The sequence below is a fragment of the Micromonospora sp. WMMD712 genome (assembly GCF_029581295.1).
Taxonomy (GTDB): Bacteria; Actinomycetota; Actinomycetes; order Mycobacteriales; family Micromonosporaceae; genus Micromonospora; species Micromonospora carbonacea.
Map to the genome: position 1 here is coordinate 11,520 of NZ_CP120743.1, position 23,760 is coordinate 35,279.

General features: G+C 76.3%; 16 protein-coding genes. 11 read left to right on the forward strand and 5 right to left on the reverse strand.

Translation table 11 applies throughout. The features are described from left to right. Window positions 1–31 precede the first annotated feature (31 nt). The 3 genes from O7633_RS00045 (at window position 32) to O7633_RS00055 (ending at window position 5,863) form a co-directional block, all read left to right on the forward strand. Complete coding sequence (locus O7633_RS00045) at window positions 32–2,770, forward strand: AAA family ATPase (protein WP_282325230.1); 2,739 nt, start codon at window positions 32–34, stop codon at window positions 2,768–2,770. A gap of 106 nt (window positions 2,771–2,876) precedes the next feature. Beyond that, window positions 2,877–3,512, forward strand: coding sequence for a maleylpyruvate isomerase family mycothiol-dependent enzyme (locus O7633_RS00050; protein ID WP_278134348.1), 636 nt, complete (start codon window positions 2,877–2,879; stop codon window positions 3,510–3,512). Window positions 3,513–3,601: 89 nt separating this feature from the next. Next, window positions 3,602–5,863, forward strand: coding sequence for a catalase (locus tag O7633_RS00055; protein WP_282325232.1), 2,262 nt, complete (start codon window positions 3,602–3,604; stop codon window positions 5,861–5,863). 151 nt (window positions 5,864–6,014) lie between these two features. On the opposite strand, the gene O7633_RS00060 is transcribed toward O7633_RS00055, so the two are convergent. Further along, window positions 6,015–6,500 (reverse strand): hypothetical protein, encoded by a 486-nt coding sequence (locus O7633_RS00060; RefSeq protein ID WP_178064444.1) that lies wholly within the window; start codon window positions 6,498–6,500, stop codon window positions 6,015–6,017. 174 nt (window positions 6,501–6,674) lie between these two features. Here O7633_RS00060 and O7633_RS00065 point away from each other — a divergent pair, with 174 nt between their 5' ends. From O7633_RS00065 to O7633_RS00075, 3 genes are all read left to right on the forward strand, one after another. Next, a complete protein-coding gene (locus O7633_RS00065) occupies window positions 6,675–7,667 on the forward strand; it encodes a bile acid:sodium symporter family protein (RefSeq protein ID WP_282325233.1) in 993 nt (330 codons plus the stop codon). A 107-nt stretch (window positions 7,668–7,774) separates the two neighbouring features. After that, a complete protein-coding gene (locus O7633_RS00070) occupies window positions 7,775–9,103 on the forward strand; it encodes a HAMP domain-containing sensor histidine kinase (RefSeq protein WP_278134354.1) in 1,329 nt (442 codons plus the stop codon). A gap of 66 nt (window positions 9,104–9,169) precedes the next feature. Continuing rightward, entirely contained in the window at window positions 9,170–9,850 is a 681-nt protein-coding gene (locus O7633_RS00075) for a response regulator transcription factor (RefSeq protein WP_141724004.1), read from the forward strand. Between the two features lie 45 nt (window positions 9,851–9,895). Here the strand turns inward: O7633_RS00075 and O7633_RS00080 are convergent, their stop codons facing one another. Further along, window positions 9,896–11,161, reverse strand: coding sequence for a hypothetical protein (locus O7633_RS00080; RefSeq protein WP_278136402.1), 1,266 nt, complete (start codon window positions 11,159–11,161; stop codon window positions 9,896–9,898). A gap of 89 nt (window positions 11,162–11,250) precedes the next feature. Further along, on the reverse strand, window positions 11,251–12,903 hold the full coding sequence (locus O7633_RS00085; protein WP_282325234.1) for an amino acid adenylation domain-containing protein: 1,653 nt from the start codon (window positions 12,901–12,903) through the stop codon (window positions 11,251–11,253). A gap of 444 nt (window positions 12,904–13,347) precedes the next feature. On the opposite strand from O7633_RS00085, the gene O7633_RS00090 reads away from it, so the two are divergent. Continuing rightward, entirely contained in the window at window positions 13,348–14,415 is a 1,068-nt protein-coding gene (locus O7633_RS00090; RefSeq protein WP_278134358.1) for a TauD/TfdA family dioxygenase, read from the forward strand. 442 nt (window positions 14,416–14,857) lie between these two features. Here O7633_RS00090 and O7633_RS00095 read toward each other — a convergent pair whose 3' ends face one another. Then, window positions 14,858–17,083: a cytochrome P450 gene (locus O7633_RS00095; protein ID WP_282325235.1), complete on the reverse strand. Its 2,226-nt coding sequence runs from the start codon at window positions 17,081–17,083 to the stop codon at window positions 14,858–14,860. Window positions 17,084–17,198: 115 nt separating this feature from the next. Continuing rightward, a complete protein-coding gene (locus O7633_RS00100; RefSeq protein ID WP_178064451.1) occupies window positions 17,199–18,281 on the reverse strand; it encodes an NAD(P)-dependent alcohol dehydrogenase in 1,083 nt (360 codons plus the stop codon). A gap of 73 nt (window positions 18,282–18,354) precedes the next feature. On the opposite strand from O7633_RS00100, the gene O7633_RS00105 reads away from it, so the two are divergent. The 4 genes from O7633_RS00105 to O7633_RS00120 all read left to right on the forward strand — a co-directional run bounded on the left by O7633_RS00105 (window position 18,355) and on the right by O7633_RS00120 (window position 23,752). Next, the gene (locus tag O7633_RS00105) at window positions 18,355–19,824 is read left to right on the forward strand and encodes an aldehyde dehydrogenase family protein (RefSeq protein ID WP_282325236.1); all 1,470 of its coding nucleotides are present in this window, start codon (window positions 18,355–18,357) and stop codon (window positions 19,822–19,824) included. Beyond that, a complete protein-coding gene (locus O7633_RS00110; protein WP_282325237.1) occupies window positions 19,821–21,086 on the forward strand; it encodes a helix-turn-helix domain-containing protein in 1,266 nt (421 codons plus the stop codon). The genes O7633_RS00105 and O7633_RS00110 overlap by 4 nt, the downstream gene beginning before the upstream one ends. A 192-nt stretch (window positions 21,087–21,278) precedes the next feature. Beyond that, entirely contained in the window at window positions 21,279–22,295 is a 1,017-nt protein-coding gene (locus O7633_RS00115) for an alcohol dehydrogenase catalytic domain-containing protein (protein WP_278134366.1), read from the forward strand. Further along, entirely contained in the window at window positions 22,292–23,752 is a 1,461-nt protein-coding gene (locus O7633_RS00120) for an amidohydrolase family protein (RefSeq protein WP_282325238.1), read from the forward strand. Before O7633_RS00115 ends, O7633_RS00120 begins: the two co-directional genes overlap by 4 nt. Window positions 23,753–23,760: the final 8 nt, after the last annotated feature.

Genomic DNA, 23,760 nt, shown 5'->3' on the forward strand with positions numbered 1-23,760 from the left:
CCGGGTGGCGGCCGCGTGCCATCATCCCGCCATGGACACCTCCCTGGTGGGGCGCGACGCGGTCGCCGACCGGGCGTGGCGGGCGCTGGGCGCGGGAGCGCCGGTGCTCGTGGAAGGCCGCAGCGGCATCGGCAAGACCGCCCTCTGGCGGGCCCTCGTCGCCCGGGCCGAGCGGGCCGGCTGGGCGACGCTCACCTGCGCCCCGACCGAGGCCGAGGCGGCGCTGCCGTTCGCCGCGCTGGCCGACCTGCTCCGGCCGCTGGCCGCCGCGGTGCCGGCCCTGCCCCCGCCGCAGCGCGCCGCCGCCGAGATGGTGCTGCTGGCCGCGTCCGGCGACGAGGCGGTCGACGAACGGGCGGTCGGCGCGGCGACCCGGGCCCTGATCGAGGCCGCGCTCGGCGCGGGGCCCCCGGTGCTGCTCGCCGTCGACGACGCGCCCTGGCTCGACGCGCCGAGCGAGCGGGCGTTGCGGTTCGCGCTGCGCCGGCTCGCGCCCCGGCCGGTCGTGCTGGTCGCCCGGCGCACGGACGGTCCCGGGCCCGCCGCCGCGCCCCTCGGCCTCGACGACGACCGGCCGGGCGGCGCGCCGGTGACCCGCGTCGCCCTGCCCCCGCTGGACGCCGGCTCCCTGCACCACATCGTCCGGGCCCGGCTGGACGGCGCGGTCAGCCGCCCGCTGTTCGCCCGGATCGTCCGCGACGCCGGCGGCAACCCGCTGCTGGCCATCGAGATGGCCCGGGCGGTGCTGCGCCTGCCCCGCCCGCCGGGGCCCGGCGAGGACCTGCCGGTGCCGTCGTCGCTGCGGCAGCTGCTCGCCGACGCGCTGCGGGCGCTGCCCGCCCGCACCCGGGACGCGGTGCGGCTGGCGGCGCTGCTGACCGTCCCCACCCTGCCGGACCTCGCCGCGGCCGGGGTGCCGGCGGACGCGTGGGACGCCGCGGAGGAGGCCGGCCTGCTGCGCGTCGCCCCGGACCGGGTCGGCTTCGTCCACCCCAGCTATGCCGCCGCCGTCCGTGGCGGCATCCCGCCCGGGGTCCGCCGACGGCTGCACCGGGCGCTGGCCGACGCGGTGCCGGACCCCGACGAACGCGCCCGGCAGCTCGCCCGGTGCGCCGTCGGGCCGGACGGCGCGGTCGCCGCCGAGCTGGCCGCCGCCGCCGAGCGCCAGCACGCCCGGGGCGCCCCCGCCGTCGCCGCCGACCTGTTCGAGCGGGCCGCGCAGCTCACGCCCGCCGGCCAGGCCGACGCCCGGGACCGGCGTCGCCTGGCCGCGGTGCGCTGCCGCATCGACAGCGGCGACCACGCGGCGGCCGGCGCGGCGGCCGACGCCGCGACCGGGCAGCTCACCGGGCAGGCGCGAGCGGAGGCGCTGCTGCTGCGCGCGTTGGTCGCGTGGTTCGCCGACGACCTCGCCACCGCCGTGTCCACGGGCGAGCGCGCGCTGGCCGCCGCCGACGGCGGCCCCCTCGCGGGGCGGATCCACGCCCACCTCACCCTGTTCCACGACGGGCCCGGGGCCGCCCGGCGGCACGCCGAGGCCGCCATCGCCCTGCTCGGCGCGGACGGGGACCGGCCCCTGCTGACCGCGTCGCTGCTGCTGCTGTTCTTCCACGAGGTGCGCGCGGGGCGGCCCGCCCGTACCGGGCTGCTCGACCGGGCGCTGGAACTGGAGGCCGGCGAGCCGTCGTGGCTGGCCGGCACGATCCCGGCGATCTGGTGGAAGGCCACCGACGACCACGCCCGGGCGCGGGAACGGCTGCACGACATGCGCGCCCGGGCGGCGGCGCGGGGCGACGAGCCGTGGCAGCACGAGCTGCTCACCCACCTCGGCGAGGCGGAGCTGCTGGCCGGCCGGTTCGCCGCGGCCGAGGCGCACGTCGCCGCCGCCCGGGAGCTGGGCGAGCAGCTCGGCAGCGCGCTGGTCGGGGAGACCTGGCTGGCGGGGACGCTGGCCGCGTACCGGGGGCGGCTGGCCGAGGCCGCCGGGGTCGCGGAGGCGGGACTGCGCCGGGCCCGGGAGGTCGACGACGCCTGGAGCCGGCGCATCCACCTGCAACTGGCCGGGTTCGTGGCGTTGTCCGCCGGCCGGGCCGCCGAGGCCGCCGCCGCGTACGGCGAGCTGGCGGGGGCGCTGGCCGGCTCCGGGATCGCCGAGCCGGTCGCGTTGCGCTTCGAGCCGGACTGGATCGAGGCGTGCGTCGGCTGCGGTGACCTCGACACGGCGGGCCGGGCCCTGGCCCGCCTCGCCGAGCGGCACGGTCGGCTGCCCCGGCCGTGGACCACCCTCGGGCTGGCCCGCAGCCGGGTGCTGGTCGACGGCGCCGCAGGCGTCGACACGTCACCGGCCCTCGCCGCGCTGCACGCCGCGCGGGCGGCCGTACCGGCGGACGTGCTGCCGCTGGACCGTGCCCGCTGCCTGCTGGTCGCCGGCCGGGCGCTGCGGCGGGCCCGGCGTCGCCGGGAGGCCCGCGCGGCGCTGGAGGCGGCCGAGGCGGAGTTCGGCGTGCTCGACGCCGCCGCGTTCGCCGCCGCCGCGCGCTCTGAGCTGGACCGGATCGGCCGGCGGACGGCCGCGCCGACCACGCTCACCGCCACCGAGGAGCGGGTGGCCCGGCTGGCCGCGCAGGGGCGCACCAACCGGGTCATCGCCGACACGCTGTTCATCAGCCCGAAGACCGTCGAGGCCAACCTCGCCCGGGCCTACCGCAAGCTCGGCATCTCCACCCGCGCCGAGCTGGGCGCGGTGCTGGGGCGGCCGGCGTCCGCCTGACCGGCGGGGCCGGCCGTCGGCGACCGGCGGCACGGCGGTCCGCCGGCCGGCGGGGCGGACCGCACGGCCGGTGCCGGGGGCGGCGCGCAGGGGGCAGAATGTCGCCGTGCCCTCCGACCTGCTGGCGATGATCGCCGCCGAACGCCGCCGCATCGCCGACCTGCTCGACTCGCTGACCCCCGCCCAGCTCGACACCCCCAGCCTGTGCGGGGCCTGGACCGTGCGGGAGGTCGCCGGCCACCTGGTGTCGCCGCTGGTGGTCAGCCCGTGGCGGATCCTGCCGCTCGTGCTGCGCTCCGGTTTCAATCTGCACGCGGCGAACGCGCGCCTGGCCAGCCAGGTGGCCCGCCGGCCGGCGGCCGAGCTGGCCGCGGCGCTGCGGACCCACGCGGAGCACCCGTTCCGGCCGCCCGTGGTCGGGTTCTTCGGGCAGCTCACCGACGTGCAGGTGCACGGGCAGGACATCCGCCGCCCGCTGGGCCTGCCCGCCGACCTGGACCCACTGCGGCTGCGCACGTCGCTGGACTTCCTGACCGGCGGCCGGGCCGTCGGCTTCGTCGACCGCCGCCGGGTCGCCGGGCTGCGGTTCGAGGCCACCGACCTGGGCTGGGCGGCGGGCGAGGGCCCGGTGGTCCGGGGCGCCGGCGAGGCGCTGCTGCTCACGCTGACCGGCCGGCGGGTGGCCCTGCCCGAGCTCGACGGCGACGGCGTCGCGGTGCTGACCGGGCGCTGGCCCGGCTGACCGGCACCCGTCTGGTCCGTTTTGCTCGAACCCAGCAGGGTACGACCCGGATGCCCGTTCATCGCCGCATCCCGGAGGTACCCGTCCAGATGAGTGCTCGCAAGCCCGCCAAGGCGGTCAAGGACGTCGTCGAGGCCGCCGCGGGGAAGGTCGCCGACGTCCTGACCCCCGACGTCCCCGGCGCGCCCGGCAGCGCCCCGCCGCCCGTCGCGGAGCCGACGACGCCGCACGGCCCGCTGCCGCCGAAGGGGGAACAGGGCGCCCCCGGGACCCGCAGCCCGACCGGTGCGCCGACCGGCGCGCCGACGACCGCGAACGGCCAGCAGGGCGCCAACCTCACCACCTCGCAGGGGGCGCGGCTGCGCGACACGGACCACTCGCTCAAGGCCGGGCCGCGCGGCCCGATCCTGCTCCAGGACCACCACTTCCGCGAGAAGATCACGCACTTCGACCACGAGCGCATCCCCGAGCGCGTCGTGCACGCCCGGGGCGCGGGCGCGCACGGCGTGTTCGTCGGCTACGGCACCGCCGAGCCGATCACGCGGGCGGGCTTCCTCGCCAAGGGCCGCGAGACCGAGGTCTTCGTGCGGTTCTCCACCGTGCTCGGCTCGCGCGGCTCGGCCGACACGGTCCGCGACACCCGGGGCTTCGCGACGAAGTTCTACACCGACGAGGGCACCTTCGACCTCGTCGCCAACAACATGCCGGTCTTCTTCATCCAGGACGCGATCAAGTTCCCCGACATCATCCACGCCGGCAAGCCGCACCCCGACCGGGAGATCCCGCAGGCGCAGAGCGCGCACGACACGTTCTGGGACTTCGTCTCCCTGCACACCGAGGCGCAGCACCACACGATGTGGAACATGTCCGACCGGGGGATCCCGCGCTCGTACCGGATGATGGAGGGCTTCGGCGTGCACACCTTCCGGCTGGTCAACGCCGCCGGGGAGACCGTGCTGGTCAAGTTCCACTGGAAGCCGCAGCTCGGCGTGCACTCCCTGACCTGGGAGGAGGCGCAGCTGCTCGGCGGCGTGGACCCGGACTTCCACCGCCGGGACCTCTACGACGCGATCGAGGCGGGGGCGTACCCCGAGTGGGAGCTCGGCGTGCAGGTCCTGCCCGACACACCGGAGGAGACGTTCGCCGGGATCGACCTGCTCGACCCGACGAAGATCGTGCCGGAGGAACTCGCGCCGGTGCAGCCGATCGGGCGGCTCACGCTCAACCGGACGCCGACGAACTTCTTCGCCGAGACCGAGCAGGTCGCGTTCCACGTCGGCCACCTGCCGCCGGGCATCGACGTCACCAACGACCCGCTGTTGCAGGGCCGGCTCTTCTCGTACGTCGACACGCAGCTCACCCGGCTCGGCGGGCCGAACTTCTCCCAGCTCCCGGTCAACCGCCCGCACGCCCCAGTCAACGACATGCTCCGCGACGGCTTCCACCAGCAGGCGGTGCACGCGGGCGTCGCGCCGTACCGGCCGAACTCCCTCGACGGCGGCAACCCGTTCCCGGCCGGCGACGCCGAGGGCGCGTTCGTCGACGTGCCGGTGACGGTGGCGCAGGCACCGAAGGTGCGCGCGAACCCGGCCTCGTTCGACGACCACTTCAGCCAGGTACGCCTGTTCTGGCTGAGCATGTCGGCGGTGGAGCAGGAGCACATCGTCCGCGCCTACACCTTCGAGCTGGGCAAGTGCTACCACCAGGCGATCCGGGAACGTCAGCTCGCCTGCCTGGCGAACGTCGACCCGGTGCTGTGTGCGCAGGTGGCCGCCGGGCTGGGCCTGCCCGCGCCGGAGCCGACCGTGCCGTTGGCCGACGTCGCGCCCAGCCCCACGCTGTCGCAGGTCGGCCGCGAGTGGCCGGCGGACGGTCGTACGGTCGGGATCGTCGTCGACCCCGACGCCGGTGTCGACGGGGTCGGCCAGGTGCAGCGGGCCGTCTTCGCGGCGGGCATGGTGCCGCTGCTGATCGCCCCGCACGGCGGGACGGTGGGCGGGCTGCCGGTGCAGCGGACCTTCGCCACCGGCCGGTCGGTCGAGTTCGACGCGCTGCTGGTGGCCGGGGCGCCCGCGCCCGCGCCGGACGCGCTGCCGGCGCGCGACGCGAAGGCGGGCGCGCCGGGCCCGGCGGCGGTCGACCCGCGCGTGCTGCTGCTGGTGCAGGAGTGCTGGCGGCACGCCAAGGCGATCGGAGCATGGGGCCCGGGCGTCGCCGTGCTGGAGGCGGCGGGGGTGGTCGGCACCCCGGGGGTGGTCGCGGGCGACTCCGGCGACGACGCGCTCGCGGCCGTGCAGCGGCTGCTGGCCGCGCACCGGGTGTGGGAGCGGTTCCCGGCGTCGCTGGCCTGACCGGGCCGCCCCGGTCAGGTGCCGTCCCGGCCAGGGTGCCGTCTCGGCCGGGGGCTGCCCCGGCCAGGTGCCGCCCCCGCCGGGGGCCGCCCCGGCTCTGCCGGACGGGCGGCCCCCGGCCGGGCGGGCGCCGGGCGGCGGGACGTGCCGGTCAGGAGGTGCCGGACAGGGCGGCGACGAGCCCGAAGCCGCCGCAGCACAGCACACCGAGCACGGCGAGCGTGACGAGCATGATGCTGTAGTTGGACCACATGCCGAAGCGCGTGACGTCGGTGCCGTGCCCGTCGTGGACCCGGTTGCGCCAGCCGCCGAAGCGGAACGACAGGTGGTGCGCGGCCCCGGGCTGGGCGACGAGCGCGGTGGTGATGACGGGGATTCCGATGAAGTCGGTGTACCGCACGTCGTGCGGCCCCGCCGGGACGGCCACGTGCCAGGTGCCCTCGCCGGGGATCGGCACCGTCCGGCCGTCGATCTTGAACTTGCTGGTGGCCGGGGCGGGGACGAGGTAGGGCCCCCGGTTGACCGACACGACCAGTACGGCGTGGCCCGGGGGCGGCGGGATCGGTTGCGGGTAGGCGGTCAGCGGCGCGACCGCGCCGGGGCCCGGCGGGTACGGCGAATGAGGAGGATAGGACACGGCGACATCCTGGCACGGCCGCGCACCCGGGCCGGACCGCCGGGGCGGTGGCGGTCGTCGCCGGCGGGCGGTGTGACCGTCGCCGCACTGCTTGACTCCACCCCGACGCCCGTAGCAGCATCACGAGGCGAGACGCTGTCTCGAATTGTGGTGACTGTCGGGGAAGGGTCGATCGTGCGCCGCTGGCTGTCCCGGATCCCGCTCGACCCGTACATCCTGGCCCTGCTGGCCACCCTCGTGCTGGCCACCGTGCTGCCCGCCCGGGGTCGGTTCGCCGACGGCGCGTCCGTGGCGACCACCCTCGCCATCGGGCTGCTCTTCTTCCTCTACGGCGCCCGCATCTCGCCCGGCGAGGCGTGGGCCGGCGCGCGGCACTGGCGGCTGCACGCCCTGGTGCTGTCGAGCACGTTCGTGCTGTTCCCGCTGCTCGGGCTGGCCGCCCGGGTGTTGCAGCCCGCGGTGCTGACCCCGGAGCTCTACCAGGGGCTGCTGTTCCTGTGCGTGGTGCCCTCCACCGTCCAGTCGTCGATCGCGTTCACCTCGATGGCCGGCGGCAACGTGCCGGCCGCCATCTTCAGCGCCTCCTTCTCCAACGTGGCCGGCGTGCTGCTCACCCCCGTCCTGGCCGGCGTGGTGCTGGCCGGCAGCGGCGCGGTGAGATTCTCGGCGGGGTCGATCCTGGAGATCGTCGCCCAGCTCCTGCTGCCGTTCGCCGCCGGCCAGGCCCTGCGGCCCTGGCTCGGCGGCTGGATGGGCCGGCACAAGCGGGTGCTCACCCTCGTCGACCGGGGGTCGATCCTGCTGGTCGTCTACACCGCGTTCAGCGCCGGGGTGGTCGCCGGGGTCTGGCAGCGCACCTCGCCGGGCCGGCTGCTGGCGCTGCTCGGGGTGCTGGCGGCGCTGTTGCTGGTGGTCCTGCTCGCCACCGCCGGGGCGGCGCGGCTGTTCGGCTTCGCCCGCCCCGACCGGATCACCGCCATCTTCTGCGGGTCGAAGAAGAGCATGGCGACCGGGCTGCCGATGGCGGCGGTGCTGTTCAGCCCACAGACCGTCGGCCTGGTGCTGCTGCCGCTGATGCTGTTCCACCAGCTCCAGCTGCTGGTCTGCGCCGAGCTGGCCCGGCGCTGGGCGGCCGGCGGGTCCGCCATCCGGGAGGACGCTCGGTGATCCCTTCCGCTCGGATGGGTGATGTGCCATCTTCGATGGATGCGGGTCGGTAGTCACGCTGGCGCACGGGAGCGGGGCCGTGCGGGAGGGCGGGGGGCGGTAGCCCGGTGCCGCTGACCGACGAGCAGCGGCCGGCCGTGCGCCGCGCCCGACCGCGCACCGGGCTGAGCGTCGGCCTGCTGACCGTCGCCCTGCTGGCCCTGTTCGGGGGCGTCGCGTACGCCGCGCTGCTGCACGTCCAGCAGGCCAAGATCCGCCACGAGCTCGACTGGGCGGTGCTGCACGGCCGCCCGGCCGACCCGTCCGGCTGCACCTGGATCTTCGGCGGCGCGAGCGACACGGGGCACGCCGGGGCGCCCCCGGCCGGCTTCCCGAGGCACGACGCGATCCACGCCGTGGCCCGCACCGGGCGGCCGCAGGTCAGCCAGGTGGCCCGCAACGGCACCGTCTACCACGTGCGGACGCAGCTACGCGGCGACGAGGTCGTCCAGGTGGTCTTCGACGCCCGCTTCCAGCTCGCCGAGCGGCGCTACCTGCTGTGGGGGATGTCGCTCGCGGCGGCGGCGGTGCTGGTCGCGGCGACCGTGACCGACCTGCGGTTGCGCCGCGCGGCGGTGCTGCCGCTGGCCGAGGCGCTCGACCGGCAGCGCCGCTTCGTCGCCGACGCCAGCCACGAGCTGCGCGCCCCGATCACCCGGGTGCACACGGCGGCGCAGTTGCTGGCGCGGCGCGCGGCGCGCTCCGGCCACGACGCGGACCGGGCGGACCTGGACCGGCTGCTGGACACCACCCGGCGGCTGGGGGAGATCGTCGACGAGCTGCTGCTGTCGGCCCGGCTGGCCGACACGACGTCGGTGGCCCGGCCGCCGGCCACGGTCGACCTCGCCGCGCTCGTGGCCGAGGCGGTGGAGGCCGACGCGCCGCGCGCCGCCGAGCACGGGGTGACGCTCACCGTGGCCGGCGCGGACGCCCCGGTGCCGGTGCAGGGCGTCGGGCCCGCGCTGCGCCGGGTGGTGGCGGAGCTGCTGGCCAACGCCCTGAACCACACCCCGACCGGCGGCCGCGTGGAGGTGCGGCTGCGCCCGGCGGCCCCGGACCACGTCGAGCTGGTGGTCACCGACTCCGGCCGGGGGTTCGACCCCCGGCACGCCGACCGGATCTTCGACCGGTTCCACCGGGGCCCCGGCTCCGGGGACCGCCGCGTCGGGCTCGGGCTGGCCCTGATCCGCGAGGTGGTCACCGCGCACGGCGGCACGATCAGCGCCGCCGGCCGGCCGGGGGCCGGGGCCGCGTTCACCGTACGGCTGCCGCTGCGCGGCGGGGCGCGGCCCGGCGCGGTGTCGTCGGACGGCGACGCCCCCGGTTCCCGGTGGCCCTTCTGCTGGTGGGCAGGTCGGGACCGGGCGGGCCGGGAGCGCGAGTTGACCGGGTCCTGACCGGGTCCCGACCGGCGGAGAATTCCGCGGGTCAACCTTCTCAGCATTCGGTGGGACCATAAACAAATGGACGACCCGCCGGCCCCGGCGCACGGCCCGCTGCTCCTCGTCGAGGACGACGCGGAGCTCGCCGACATGCTGGTCGAGCTGTTCAGCGGGGACGGCTACCGCATCGACCTGGCCCGGGACGGGCAGCGGGGCCTGCACCTGGCCCTGCGCGGCCGGTACCAGGTGATCATGCTCGACCGGCGGCTGCCCGCCATCGACGGCGTCGACCTGCTCATCCGGCTGCGGCGCTGCGCGGTCGCCGCCCGGGTGCTCATGCTCAGCGCCCTCGCCGAACCCACCGAGCGGATCCGGGGCCTGGACGCCGGGGCCGACGACTACCTGCCGAAGCCCTTCGAGGTGGCGGAGCTGATGGCCCGGGTCCGGGCGCTGACCCGCCGCCGCTTCGACGGGGCGGAGCTGATCCCCATCGGTGCCGGGCAGCTCGACCTGGCCCAACGCGGGGTGCGGCTGCCCGACGGCCGGGAGGTGACGCTCAGCCGGCGGGAGTTCGAGCTGATCCGGCTGCTCGCCACCCAGCCCCGCATGGTGCACAGCCGCAGCCAGCTGCGCGGGCGGGTCTTCGGCGCCGACCGCACCGAGGCGGTCGTCGACACGTACGTGCACTACCTGCGGCGCAAGCTCGGCGACGGGGTGGTCCGCACCGTGCACGGGCTCGGCTACCAGATCGGCGCGCTCTGAGCCGGCCGCCCGGGACCGGCGCGGTCCCGGGCGGCGGCCCGTCCCTCAGGAGTCCCAGATCGCCCCGTACGCGGGGACGCCGCGTTCCTCCATGCCCCGCACCACCTGCCAGGTCAGCGGGCGGTTCGAGATGCAGATGACCGCCTCGGCATCGAACTGGCGGTACGCCTGCCAGGCCAGCCGCAGCATGTCGGGCTTGCCGTCGCGGGCGGTGTCCCACAGCAGCGCGTCGGGCTGGTGGGCGAGGATCTCGTCGACCAGCGCGTCGCCGAAGGTCTCCCGGTGCCGGCGGGCCACCCAGACGAGCCGGGCCGGCACCTGCTCGGCCAGCAGGTGCGGCAGCACCGGGCCGATGCCGCTGCCGGTGGCCACGTAGACCACCCGCCGGAACAGGGTCTCGACGTTGGCCACCCCGGCGGTGCTGATCCCCTTCACCCAGACCCGCTGCGGCGCGTCGTCGATGAACCGGCCGGTCCAGTCGCCGGCCCGGGAGACGGTCAGCCGGAAGCCGCTGCGCCCCGGCGCCGGCACGTTGGCGAAGGAGTGCCACTCCCACAGCGGGCGGCGGCTGATCGCGGTGGACGAGCCGGGGAACGGGGTCACCCCGTGGTCGAAATGGACCAGCGCCACGTGCGACGAGGGGCGCTCGACCACGACCGGCACCCGGCGCAGCCGCAGCCAGGGCAGGGCGATGCTGGCGGTCAGCCCGGCGAGCGCCCAGCCCTGCGGCGAGGCGGCGAGGGCGACCGGGCCGCCGGCCAGGAGTCCGGCCTGCGCCCACAGCAGCAGCAGCGCCGCCCAGCCGCCGAGGCGGTGGGTGCGTTCGAACAGGTCGTGCCGGCGGGACCGCACCGGCGGCAGGGCGGTGCCGACGACCGCCAGCAGCAGGCCGGCGGTGGCGTAGCCGGTGACCAGGGCACCCGCCCCGCCCGGCCCGCGCCCACCGGCGGCGGTCAGCGCGCCGAGCTGCCCGAGATACCAGGCGGTGCCGGCCAGCGCCCCGCCGACGTGCAGGCCGCCGAAGTGGTAGACCTTGCCCAGGGTCGCGCGGATCCGCAGGGGCCACCGGGTCGGCGCGCGGGTGGCCAGCCAGAACAGCAGGTTGATCACGTACTGCTGGCGCACCAGGACCGCCAGCGCGACGTTGGCCAACGCGGCGGCCCCCAGGGCCTCGGCCGCGCCGGGCCCGCGCCACCAGCCGGCGGCCAGGCCGTGCGCCAGCAGCCCGGCGTTGGCCGCGAGCACCGCCGCGACGAGGCGGTGGTGGTGCATGAACCGGGGATGGGCGAGGACCCGGCGCAGCGTCGACACCGGGGGCGGCGGCCCGTCGCCGGGCGGGGCCGCCGCGTCGGTACGCGGGGGAGCGGGCGGGGCCGGCTGCGGCCGGACGGGTGTGGTGGTCACGCCGCCGCCTCCTCGATGTGCGCCCACTGCCAGCGCAGGTCGAGGGCGAGCCGGCGCAACGCGTCCCGGTCGACCTTGCCCCGGCCGGTCATCGGCAGCTCCGGCAGCGGGTGCACGGCCGCCGGCACGCAGTAGTAGGGCAGCGCGGCGGCCACCGCGTCCCGGCACCGCTGCGGGTCCAGCCCGGCCGGGGCGACGAAGGAGACCAGGTCGCGGTCGGTCAGCTTGAGCGTGACCGCCGCCCGGCAGCCCGGAACCGCCTCCAGCACCGCGGAGACCGCGTCCAGCTCGACCCGGAAGCCCCGGACCTTCACCTGGTCGTCGGTGCGGCCCAGGTGCTCCAGTTCCCCGTCGGCGGTCCAGCGGCCCCGGTCGCGGGTGCGGAACATCAGCCGGCCGTCGCCGAGGAACGGGTCCGGGGCGTACCGCTCGGCGTTGAGCGCGTCGTTGTCGAGGTAGCCGGCGGAGACGCAGCCGCCGCCGGCCCACATCTCGCCGGCCTCGCCGATGCGGCACGGCCGCCCGTCGGCGTCGAGGACGTAGACGGTGTTGTTCGGCGTCGGCCGGCCGATGGTGAGCGGCCCGCCGGGCCGGTGCCGGTGCATGGTGTTGACGATGGTGGTCTCGGTCGGCCCGCAGCAGTTGTAGAAGGCGCGGCCGGCGGCCCACCGGTCGGCCAGCGGGCGCGGGCAGGGCTCGCCCGCCACGGCGACCGTCCGCACCCCGGCGCACCGGTCCGGGTCGATGCGCCCGAGCACGGACGGGGTGGCGATCACCACGTCGGCGCGGGCGGCGGTGGCGGTGAGGTCGCGGTCGCGCACGAGCAGGGTGCCGCCGTTGGCGAGGCAGCCGAGGATCTCCCAGGCGGCCATGTCGAAGGCGACGTTGAGCAGTTGGGCCACCCGCCGGCCCGGCCCGATCCCCAGGTTTCCCGGGGCGGTGAGCAGGAGGTTGGCGACGTTGCCGTGGGTGACGGTGACCCCGTTCGGCGTGCCGGTGGTGCCGGAGGTGAACAGGACGTAGCAGCCGTCGTCGGCGGTCACCGGGCGGTCGGTGCCGGGGGCGCTCAGGTGCCGGCCGGGCGGCAGCGGCTGCGCCGTCAGCTCGTCGACGGCGAGCCGCGGCACGCCGGGCAGCGCCGGCACCGCGTCCAGGGCCCCGGCCGTGGTCAGCACCACCCGGCACCGGGCGGTCGTCGCGACCTGCCGCAGCTGCCGGTGCGGGGTGATCCGGACGTCCTGCGGGACGTAGGCCGCCCCGGCCTTCAGCGTCGCCAGGATCCCCACCAGCATCGGCAGCGAGCGGCTGGCGAAGACGCCCACGGCGTCCCCGGCCCGGACGCCGAGGTCGGCGAGCCGGGCCGCGAGCCGGTTGGCCTGACGGTCCAGTTCGCGGTAACTGATCGTCACGCCGAGGTGCTCGGCCGCGACGGCGTCGGGCGTGGCGGCGGCCCAGCGTTCGAACGCGTGGTGGATGCGCAGGTCGGGCACGGTCGCCTCGGGTCCCTGGCCGAACCGGTGGAAGAGCCGGCGTTCGCGCGGTGGAAGGTGGTCCAGCAGGGGGCCTCGCCAGCCGTCCGGACCGGCGGCGAGGGCGCGGGCCGGGCGGGGCGTCGCGCCGGGGATCGTGTCGGACTCTCGTACGGGCATGGATCGCTCCTCGTCTGACCGGCCGCCCTGCGCGGCGATCAGAATCGATGCTGGCCAATGCATTTGGGAAATGTCTTAGATTCCGGGGAGGCGCCCTCGGGGCGCTTGTCGGATTGCGAGACGCCGTCTCTCTTGACGTTGCGCTGGGGCTGCCCTAGCCTGAGGCGACACCGTCAGCCGCAGGAGACGCCATGATCCGAGTTCCGCAAGGCGCTGGATTGTTGGTGCGCGGTTACGAGGAGCCGCTGCGGGTACACCCGCCGCGAGAGGGCATGCGCCCCGGGACCGCCGCCGGGGATCCGCAGACCCCCTTCTGACGGGCCGCCCCGCCGCCGTGGACCGGCGGCGAAGCCGTCCCTGCCGTCGATCGCCCGGCCCGTGGCACCACCCGCGCCGGGGCACCGACCCGTACCCGTCAGAAACCGACCCTCGGAGCGCATCATCATGACCACCGCAATCGACCTCGCCCCCATCTCCGGCCCGTCCGCCTGGCGCGGCGACGAGCTGCGCACCTCGACCGAGTGGGTCTACAAGCTCAGCGACACCGAGCTCGACGAGCTGGAGAACGTCGGCCGCCGCTTCGTCGCCGACAACCCCGACCTGCGCACCGTGACCGCCGCCGACTACCCGCTGCCGGCCTGCGCCGGCCTCAACGAGGAGTGCGCCCGGCAGCTCGACTCCGGGCGCGGCTTCATCCTCGTCCGCGGGCTGCGCACGGAGGCGTACGGCGACACCCTCGCCGGTGCCATCTTCTACCTGATGGGGCTGCACCTCGGCGTGCCGATGGGGCAGAACCAGATGGGCGACGTGCTCGACCACGTCATCGCCACCTCCAACAAGACCCTCGACGACCCGTCGGCGCTGCCCTCGCGGGTGCGGGACCGGCTGCCGTTCCACTCCGACAGCTCCGACGTCGTCGCGCTGATGTGCCTGCGCGCCGCCAAGGCCGGCGGGGCGAGCAGCCTGGTCAGCGGCACCACCATCTACAACGAGATCCTGCGCCGCCGGCCGGACCTCGCGCCGCTGCTGTTCGAGCCGTGGCACTGGGACTGGCACCGGCAGGACCCGGACGCCCCGGCCCGCACCTACACCTCGCCCATCTGCAGCTACGTCGACGGCGTCTTCAGCACGTACGCCGGCAGCTCGATGATCTTCTCCGCGCAGGACTACCCGGAGGTGCCCCGGCTCACCGAGGCGCAGATCGAGCTGCTGCACCTCTACGACGAGGTGTCCCAGGCCCCCGGCCTGGCCCTGGACATGGACTTCCAGCCCGGGGACGTGCAGTGGCTGCTCAACTACGCCGCCCTGCACTCGCGCACCGGCTACGTCGACTTCCCCGAGCCGGAGCGCCGCCGCCACCTGCTGCGGCTGTGGCTCAAGCGCGACGTCGGCCGGCCGCTGGTCACCGGCTTCGGCAAGCACGTGGTGAGCGAGCGCGGCAGCGAGATCGCGCCGGGCGGCCGGTTCCGCATCGCCGAGGCGGTCGAGCCCAACTTCGAGTGGGGCAACTGACCCACCGGCCCCTCGTCAGGACGGCCCGCAGCGCCCCAGAGTCGTGGCGCGGCGGGCCGTCCGCGTCGGCACCGGCCTGCTGCGCCCCGATCTGCCGGCGTCCCGTGACGGAGAGCAACATGCGGGCGCGGGGGCAGCGCCCCTTCGCCGCCCTTTGCTCTGCACCCACATACGCAACAGATCACGATGAGCAACCGGCCATTCCGCCGCTACGGCATCCATTGCGGGCTATGAGACCTGATGTTTGCGGGTGTTGCGCCTATGGGTGCAGAGCAAAGGATGGGAGCGGCGTATGGTGGGGCCCGACAAGATTGCGGACGGTGAAGTTGCCGGGACCGTGAATAGCCTCCAGGGCCGTCGCCTTACGTGAGCAATGTGCGGTGGCCGACGGCGGGCGGCGGTGACCCCGGTGGTGCTACCGGGGTCACCGCCGCCCTGGCATCTACAGGTCCAGCACGAGCCGCTCGGAGCAGCTGCGGCCCACGCAGATCATCATGCTGCGTCCGGCCGCGCGCTCGGCCTCGGTGAGCAGCGAGTCGCGGTGCTCCGGCGTGCCGGCCAGCACCCGCGTCTCGCACGCGCCGCAGTAGCCCTTCTCGCAGTCGTACGTCAGGCCGGGCACCGTCTCGCGCAGCACGTCGATCATCCGGCGGTCCCTCGGCACCCGCACGGTCGCCCCGGTGCGGGCCAGGTGCACCTCGAACTCGGTGTTGGCCGCCGGGTCGAAGGCGACCTCCAGGTCGTCGCCGGCGGTGAACCGCTCGACGTGCAGCTGCCCCGACCGGCCCGCCTCGGCGCAGGTCCGCTCCAGCGCGCCGATCATCGCGGTGGGCCCGCAGCAGTAGATGGCGGTGTCCGGCCCGGCGGACGCGACGAGCGCCGCCAGGTCGGGCAGGCCGGCCTCGTCCTGCGGCAGCAGGGTGGCCCGGTCCCCGGCGAGCGCCACCACCTCGTCGGCGAAGGCCATCGAGGCGCGGGTGCGCCCGCCGTAGACCAGCCGGAACGGCACGCCCCGGCGGTCGGCCTCGCGGGCCATCGCCAGGATCGGGGTGATGCCGATGCCGCCGGCGAGGAACAGGTAGCCGGGGGCGTCGACGAGCGGGAAGTGGTTGCGCGGGCCGCGCACCGACAGGGTCGCCCCGGCGCGGGCCACCTCGTGCAGCTCGACCGAGCCGCCCCGGCCGCCCGCCTCGCGCAGGGCCGCGATGCGGTAGTGGCGGTCGTCGTCGGGGTCGCCGCACAGCGAGTACTGCCGGACCCGGCCGGACGGCAGCCGCACCTCCAGGTGCGCCCCGGGCGCCCAGGGCGGCAGCGGCGCGCCGGTGGCGTCGGCGAGGCGTACCTCCAGCACGTCGTCGGCGGCGAGGGCCGCGACCTCCACGCGCAGGTCCCGGTCGACGGTCGGCCCGGCGGCCGGGCGCGCGCCCGGCGCGTCGGTGGCGCGGGGGCCGGGGGTGAACACGGCGGGCACGGCGTCCCAGCCGGTCTGGTTGCCCCGGGTCGGGTAGGTGACCAGGCCCTCCTCGACGACCCGGTAGTCGGGCAGCCGGGTGAGCACCTGCGTGATCATCTCGCGGAACATGAGGCGGGCCAGGTGCGCGCCGGCGCAGCGGTGGCTGCCGATGCCGAAGCTGAGGTGCCGGGTGGCGTCGCGGTCGAGCCGGATCTGCTCGGGCTCGGGGAAGACCGCCGGGTCGTGGTTGGCGGCGACCCAGGGGATCAGCACCCGCTCGCCGGCCGTGACCGGGCAGCCGCCCACCTCGGCGTCGGCGCGGGCGGTGCGGGCCATCGACTGCGACGGGGCGAACGCCCGCAGGAACTCCTCGGTGGCGTTGTGCAGCAGGTCGGGGGAGTCGATCAGCCGCTGCCGGTCCTCGGGGTGGCGGCTCAGGTGCACCAGCGTGGACCCGGTCAGCGAGGTGGTGGTGTCGACCCCGCCGGCGATCAGCAGCCCGATGACGGAGACCAACTCGTCGGCGTCGAACAGCTCGCCGTCGGGGCGGCGCTGGGTGGCCAGGTAGCTCACGGCGTCGCCGGTCGGCTGCGCGCGGCGCTCGACGATCAGCTCGCGGATGCGCTGGTCGAGGTACGCCAGGCCGGCGGCCCCGCGCGCGGCGCGTTCGCTGCCGGGCAGCGCGGCGAAGATGTCGTGGATGGGGCCGGCGAGCTTGGCCCAGTCGGCCTCCGGGAAGCCCAGCCAGTCGAGGGTGACGGCGGCCGGCAGCGGGTTGGTCAGGTCGCGGACGAAGTCGACCGAGCCCTCCGTGACGAACGAGTCGATCACGCGGGTGGTGTGCCGGGCGATCATCGGGGCCAGCTTCGCCACCGCGTCCTGGGTGAGCAGCGGGTTGATCAGGTCCCGGTACTCCGTGGCGGCCGGCGGGTCCAGCTCGATCGGGTACTGCTCCAGGCCGGGGCCCCGGGGGATGACGATGGCGGTGCCGTCGCCCCCGGCGACGGACCGGGCGGAGGAGAAGGTGTCGTCGTCGCGGGCGATGCGGACCACGTCGGCGTACCGGGTGGTGTAGACGAAGCCGCCGTGCGCGGTGGTGCGCCCGACCGGGCAGGTCTGCCGGTACGCCTCGTAGTAGCCCACGGGGTCGGCGTTGCACTCGGCCGAGTGGTGGTCGAAGGGGGTGGCCGGTGCGGTCAGCGGTTGTTCGGTCATGGGGACGAGCTCCACGGGTGTGGGACGCTGCGCGGTGTTGCCCAGCCGCGCCACTGGGGTGTCGGACGACGAGCGTAGCTCGCTCGCACCACGAGACGGTGTCACGAATCGAGGATCAGAAGGTCAGGACCGCCTTGCCGACCTCGCCGGCGCGTACCGCCGCCACCGCCTCGTTGATCTGCTCGAACGGGAAGTAGGTGATCAGCCGGTCCACCGGGAAGCGGCCGGCGGTGTGCAGGTCGATCAGCTTCGGCAGGAAGACCTGCGGCAGGCTGTTGCCGCCGATGATGCCGGTGACGGTGCGGCCGTTGAGGATGCTGCGCCAGTCGAAGCTCATCCGCTCGCTCGGCCCGACGCCGATGACGCCGCAGCGGCCCAGCGGGCCGAGGACCTCCACCGCCGTGCGCAGCACGTCCTCCCGGCCGGTGGTGTCGATCGCGACGTCGAAGCCGTGCGGGGCGATCGCCGCCAGCAGCTCGCGCGGGTCCCCGGCGGCCGAGTGCACCCCGTGGGTCGCGCCGAGCAGCCGCGCGGTGTCCAGCTTGCCGGCGTTGACGTCCACGGCGGCCACCACGGCGCAGCCGGCCGCGCGGGCGGCCAGGATCGCCGCGACGCCCACCGCGCCGGCGCCGAAGACGACCAGCGACGACCCGACCTCCGGGCGCAGCACGTTGAGCACCGCGCCGGCACCGGTGCCGAAGCCGCAGCCGAACGGGCCGACGACCCGCAGGTCGATCTCCTTGGCGACGGGCACCACGGCGCGGGCCGGGGCGACCACGTGGCTGGCGAACGACGACTGGCCGAGGAAGTGGCCGTTGACGGGCGCGCCGTCGCGGGACAGCGCCGAGCTGCCGTCCGGCCGCCGCCCGGTGAAGTTCACGGCGTCGAACCGGCGGCAGTACGCCGGGTTTCCGCCGAGGCAGAGCGGGCACTCGCCGCAGGAGGCGAAGCTCATGGCCACGTGGTCCCCGACGGCGACGCCGGTGACCCGCGCGCCCACCTGCTCCACCACGCCGCTGCCCTCGTGGCCGAGGACCGCCGGGGTGGGGAAGAAGGTGGAGAACTCCAGGTCCGTGCCGCAGACGCCGACGCTGTCCACCCGCACCAGCACCTCGTCCGGCCCCGGTTCGGCGAGGTCGAGCTGCTGGAGGGTGAACGGCGCTCCCGCCTTCTCCAGCACCGCCGCAGTGATCCGCACACGTCCTCCCAGTCAACTCACAAAGCGAGACTGCATCTTGACATGTGAAACATGAAGGGTCAAGGATTCCCTCATGGCTGACCTGGACATTCCCCCCGCCCGCCAGCTCATCGACGGCGCCTGGGTCGCCGCCGCCGACCAGGGCGAGCTGCCGGTGCTCGATCCCGCGACCCGCGAGCCCATCCAGCCGGTGGCGCGGGCCCGGGCGGCCGACGTCGACGCGGCCGTCGCGGCGGCCCGCCGGGCCTTCCCCGCCTGGGCGGCGACCTCGCCCACCGAGCGCGGGGCGATCCTGCGCCGCTGGGCCGACCTGATCCTCGCCCACGTCGACGACCTCGCCGACCACGAGGCCCGCGACGTGGGCAAGCCCCGCTCCGGCGGGCGTCTCAACATGTACATCGCGCACGGCATCGTCGACTACTTCGCCGGCGCGGCCGACAAGCTCACCGGCGTCACCCTGCCCACCCGCACGCCGGACTACTTCGGCTACACCCGCCCCGAACCGTACGGGGTGTGCGCCGTGATCATCCCGTGGAACGTGCCCGCCGTGCTCACCGCGGCCAACGTCGCCCCGGCCCTCGCCGCCGGCAACACCGTCGTGCTCAAGCCCTCCGAGGTCGCGCCCCTGGCCCCGTTCGCCCTGGCCGAGCTGGCCCGCCGGGCCGGCCTGCCGCCGGGCGTGCTCAACGTCGTCACCGGCCTCGGCCCCGAGGCGGGCACCGCGCTCACCGGGCACCGCGACGTGGACCACATCAGCTTCGTCGGGTCCACGGTGACCGGCCGCGCCGTCATGCGGGCCGCCGCCGAGAACCTCGTCCCCGTGAAGCTGGAGCTGGGCGGCAAGTCCCCGAACGTCGTCTTCGCCGACGCCGACCTGGACGTGGCGATCCCGGCGATCGTCACCTCGATCACCGAGAACGCGGGGCAGAACTGCTACGCCGGGTCCCGGCTGCTGGTCGAGGAGTCGATCCGCGCCGAGGTGGTGGAGCGGGTCGCCGCCGGTATGGCGGCCGTGCGCACCGGCGCATGGGACCAGGACCTGGACATGGGGCCGCTGGTCAGCCAGGCCCAGTACGACCGGGTGCGCGGCTTCCTGGCCGAGGCCCCGACCGCCGGGGCCCGGCTGGTCACCGGCGGCGAGTCGGCCGGCGCGCGGTACGGCGACGGCTGGTTCGTCGCGCCGACCGTCTTCGACGGGGTCGACCCCGGCATGCGGCTGGCCCGCGAGGAGATCTTCGGCCCGGTGCTGGCCGTGCAGGGCTTCCGCGGCGTCGACGAGGCCGTGGCGCTGGTCAACGGCACCGACTTCGGGCTGCTGACCTGCATCTGGACCAGCGACGTGTCCCGGGCGCTGCGGGTCGCCGCCGACGCGCGCAGCGGCCAGGTGGCGGTCAACCAGTTCCACGACGCCGGGGTGATCGGCTTCCCGTTCAACATGCAGAAGGAGAGCGGGTTCAGCCGTGGCGGCGGCTACGCCGCGCTGCGCGAGTACACCCAGGAGAAGGCCGTGGCGGTCCGGCTGCTCGATCGCCCATCGGCGTGACCCGGCCGAACGAGCTCCCGGCGGCCCGGGCGCGGCTGAGCGTCGCGACCGGGCCGCCGCCGGCCGCGTTCGCCCAGGCCCTCGCCGAGCTGGCCTTCGGCGGGGCCGGCTGGCCCGGCCTGCTGGCCGCGCTCGCGCAGCGCGTCGGCGCGGCCTGCCGGCTGGTCTCCGAGGCCGGTGAGCTGCTGGCCGCCAGCGACGGCGCGGCCGGCGACGCCCGCGACGCCGACCCCGGCGACGTGCGCCGGGCGCTGACCGGCTCCCGGGCCGGTGGCGGGCCGGTGGCGGGCGTGGTCGCGGGCCGGGTCCGCTGCGCCGACGGGTGGACCGGCCGCGCCGTGCCGGTCGGCGCGGGACAGCGGCGGCTCGGCGCGCTGCTGGTGGCCGAGCCGGTCACCGCCGGGCAGCTCGACCTGGCCCGGGCCGCGACCACCGCGCTGCTGATCGACGCCGTACGCCGCGAGTCGCCCCCGCCGCCAGCCCTCGCCGACGCCGCGGCCGTGCTGCGGGCGTTGCGCGCCGGCGTCCGCCCGCCCGGGGCCGGCGAGCCGCCCGGTCCCGGCGACGTCGCCGGCCCGCGCGGGTTCACCGAGGCCGACCTGCTGCGGGCCGGCGCGGCCCACGGCTGGCGGCTGGACCTGCCGCACGCGGTCGCCGGGATCGGCTACACCGGGGCCCAGCCGCGGCGCTGGGCGTCGGCGCTGAGCTGGCTGGACCGGCCCGTGCTCGCCGAGGGGCGGCGGGCCTGGACCCTGCTGCACGGCGACGACGTCGAGCGCGAGGCGACCCGGCTGCGGGCCCGGCTGGACCAGATCGTCGGCGCGGGGCAGGTGCGGGTGGCCAGCGGCGCGCTGGTCAGCGGGGCCGCCCGGACGGCGGTGTCGTTCCGCGACGCCGACCGCCTGCTGCGCCTGCTGCTGCGGCAGCCGGACGCGCCGCCGGAGCTCCCCTTCGGCCGGGCCGGGCTGCACCAGGTCCTGCTGGCCGTGCCCGACGAGCGGCTGCGCTGGTTCGTCCAGCGGCACCTGGGGCCGATCGGGCACCGCGACGACCTGCTGCGCACCCTGGACTGCTGGCTGGCCACCGGGGGCAGCCGGCAGGCCGTCAGCGAGCGCCTGCACCTGCACCGCAACTCGGTGGGCTACCGGGTGGGGCTGATCAAGCGGCTGCTCGGGGTCGACCCGCTCGCCCCCGACACGGCGACGGTGCTGCGCACCGCGCTCGCCGCGCGGGAGCTGCTGGCCGCGTCCGACCCGGGCTGACCTGCTGATCGATGCCCGGTGAACGGGGCGGCGGGGACGTAAGGGCACGGCTTGGTTTCGCTGGCGTTCCTGTTTCGGTCAAGCCGTTGACATGCCGACGCACCGCAGGCAGAGTACGTCGCTAAGCAACGAGAATCACAATGCAAGACGCCATATTGATTGGCAGAGCGCCGGAGGGGTCCTGTGCGAGCGATGGTCCAGACGGGGTTCGGTGGCCCGGAGGTGGTGCGACTGCGCCACCTGCCCGACCCCGAGCCCGGCCCGACCGAGGCCGTGATCCGGGTGCACGCCGCCGCGCTCAACCACCTCGACCTGCTCCAGCGCAAGGGCCCGGGCCGGCTGCCCGGCTTCCGCCTGCCCCACGTCGCCGGCATGGACGTCGCCGGCCAGGTCGTCGCCGTCGGTTCCGACGTCACTACGGTACGCCCCGGCGACCGGGTGCTCGTGGACCCGACCGTCGGCTGCGGCGCCTGCCCGGCCTGCGCCGGTGGCCAGCCCGGCTACTGCCCCCGGCTCGCGGTCGTCGGCGGCAACCGCCCCGGCGGCTTCGCCGAGTACGTCGCCGTCCCCGCCGCCGTCGTGCACCCGGTGCCCGCGCACGTCGACCTCGCCGACGCCGCCGCGCTGCCCACCGCCTGGAGCCTCGCCTGGCACGCCGTGCACCGCGTCGGGGCCGTCCGCCCGGGGGAGTGGGTGCTGGTGCAGGCCGGCGCGAGCGCCGTCAGCATCGCCGCCATCCAGCTCGCCCGCCGGGCCGGCGCGCGGGTGCTCGCCGTGGCCCGCACCGAGGCCAAGCGGGCCGTCGCCGCCGACCTCGGCGCCGACGTGCTCGACCTCGACGAGCGGACCGTCGCCGAGGTGCGCGAGCGCACCGGCGGCCACGGCGTCGACCTCGTCGTCGACCACGTCGGCACCGCCACCTGGCCGGTCTCCCTGGCCAGCCTGCGCACCGGCGGCCGGCTGGTGCTGCTCGGCAACACCAGCGGCGACCAGGTGACCTTCTCCCTGGCCGACGTCTACCACCGGGGGCTGCGGCTGCTCGGCGCGGGCGCGTACGCACCGGCCGACTTCGCCGCCATGCTCGACGCCTTCTACACCGGTGGGCTGCGGGTGGTGCGGGCCACCGAGTATCCGCTGGCCGACCTGCCCGAGGCGTACGCCCGGCAGGAGTCCCGCGACCTCGTCGGCAAGATCCTGGTGCGGCCGTGACCAGCGGCCCGCCGGTGCCCCCGGCCGCCCCCCGCCCCGCCGACCTGCTGATCGTCGACGCCGAGATCGTCACCATGGCCCCCGGCCGCGAGGTGGTCACCGGCGGCGCGATCGCGGTCGTCGCCGGCCGGATCGCCGCGCTCGGCCCCGCCGACGCGCTGCGCGCCGCGTACCCGGGCAGCCCGGAGCTCGACGCCGCCGGCTGCGTGGTCGTGCCCGGCCTGGTCAACGCGCACCAGCACACCACCGCCGACCCCCTCGTGCGCAGCAGCATCCCCGACGACGTCCCCGCCCAGCAGGCCATCTACGACTGGATCGTGCCGCTGCACGCCGCCGTCACCGGCGACGACGACGAGCTGTCGGCCACCCTCACCGCCGTCGAGGCGCTCAGCTACGGCGTCACCACGCTGCTGGAGCCCGGCACCGTGGCCCACCCGCTGCGGGTCGCCCGGGGGCTGCGCGCCGCCGGCATCCGCGCCCGCGTCGGCGGCTGGGGCTGGGACACCCCCGGCGCGCCCTACGCGCTGCCCGCCGCCGAGGCCCTCGCCGCCCAGGCCGACACGGTCGCCGCGCTCGCCGGCGACGACCTCGTCACCGGCTGGATCACCCTGCTCGGGCACGACCTGGTCAGCGACGAGCTGTTCACCGGCGCCGCCGCGCTGGCCGAGCGCCTCGACGTGCCGATGACCTGGCACATCTCGCCCGGCCCGGACGACGTCGCCGCGTACGCGGCCGCCGGCCGCGCCCGGCCCGTGCTGCACCTGCGCGACCTCGGCGTGCTCGGCCCCCGGCTGCTGCTCGGCCACGCCGTCTGGCTCGACGACGCCGAGCTCGCCGCGCTCGTCGACTCCGGCACCGCCGTCGCCGCCTGCCCCGGCGCGTACCTGCGCCTCGGGCAGGGCGTGAGCCGTGCCGGCCGGCACACCGAGCTGCGCCGCGCCGGCGGCCGGCTCGCGCTGGGCTGCGACTCGCACAACGCCGGGGACACCCCCGACGTGTGGCGCGCCGCCCGGCTCTTCGCCGGCCTGGAGCGGGACCGGGGCACGCCCGACCCGCTGCGCGCCGACGAGGTGTTCGCCCTGGCCACCGTCGACGGCGCGGACGCCGTCGGGCTGGGGCGGCTGACCGGCTCGATCGAGGTCGGCAAGGCCGCCGACCTGGTCGTGCTGGACACCCGGACCATCTCCTGGGCCCCGCGCGGCGACCTGGCCACCCAGCTCGTCTGGGGCGCGGCCGGGCACACCGTCCGCGACGTCCTGGTCGACGGTCGGCTGGTGGTCCGCGACCGGCGGGTCACCACCGTCGACGTCGACGCCCTGCGCGAGGAGGCCACCGCACGCCGGGCCGCCCTGCTGCGCCGGGCCGGCATCGACATCCCCCATCGCTGGCCGACCGTGCCCGCGACCGAACACTGCGCGCGCCCGGCCGAGCCGGCCGCCGCAGCGCCCCCACTGTGAAAGGAAAC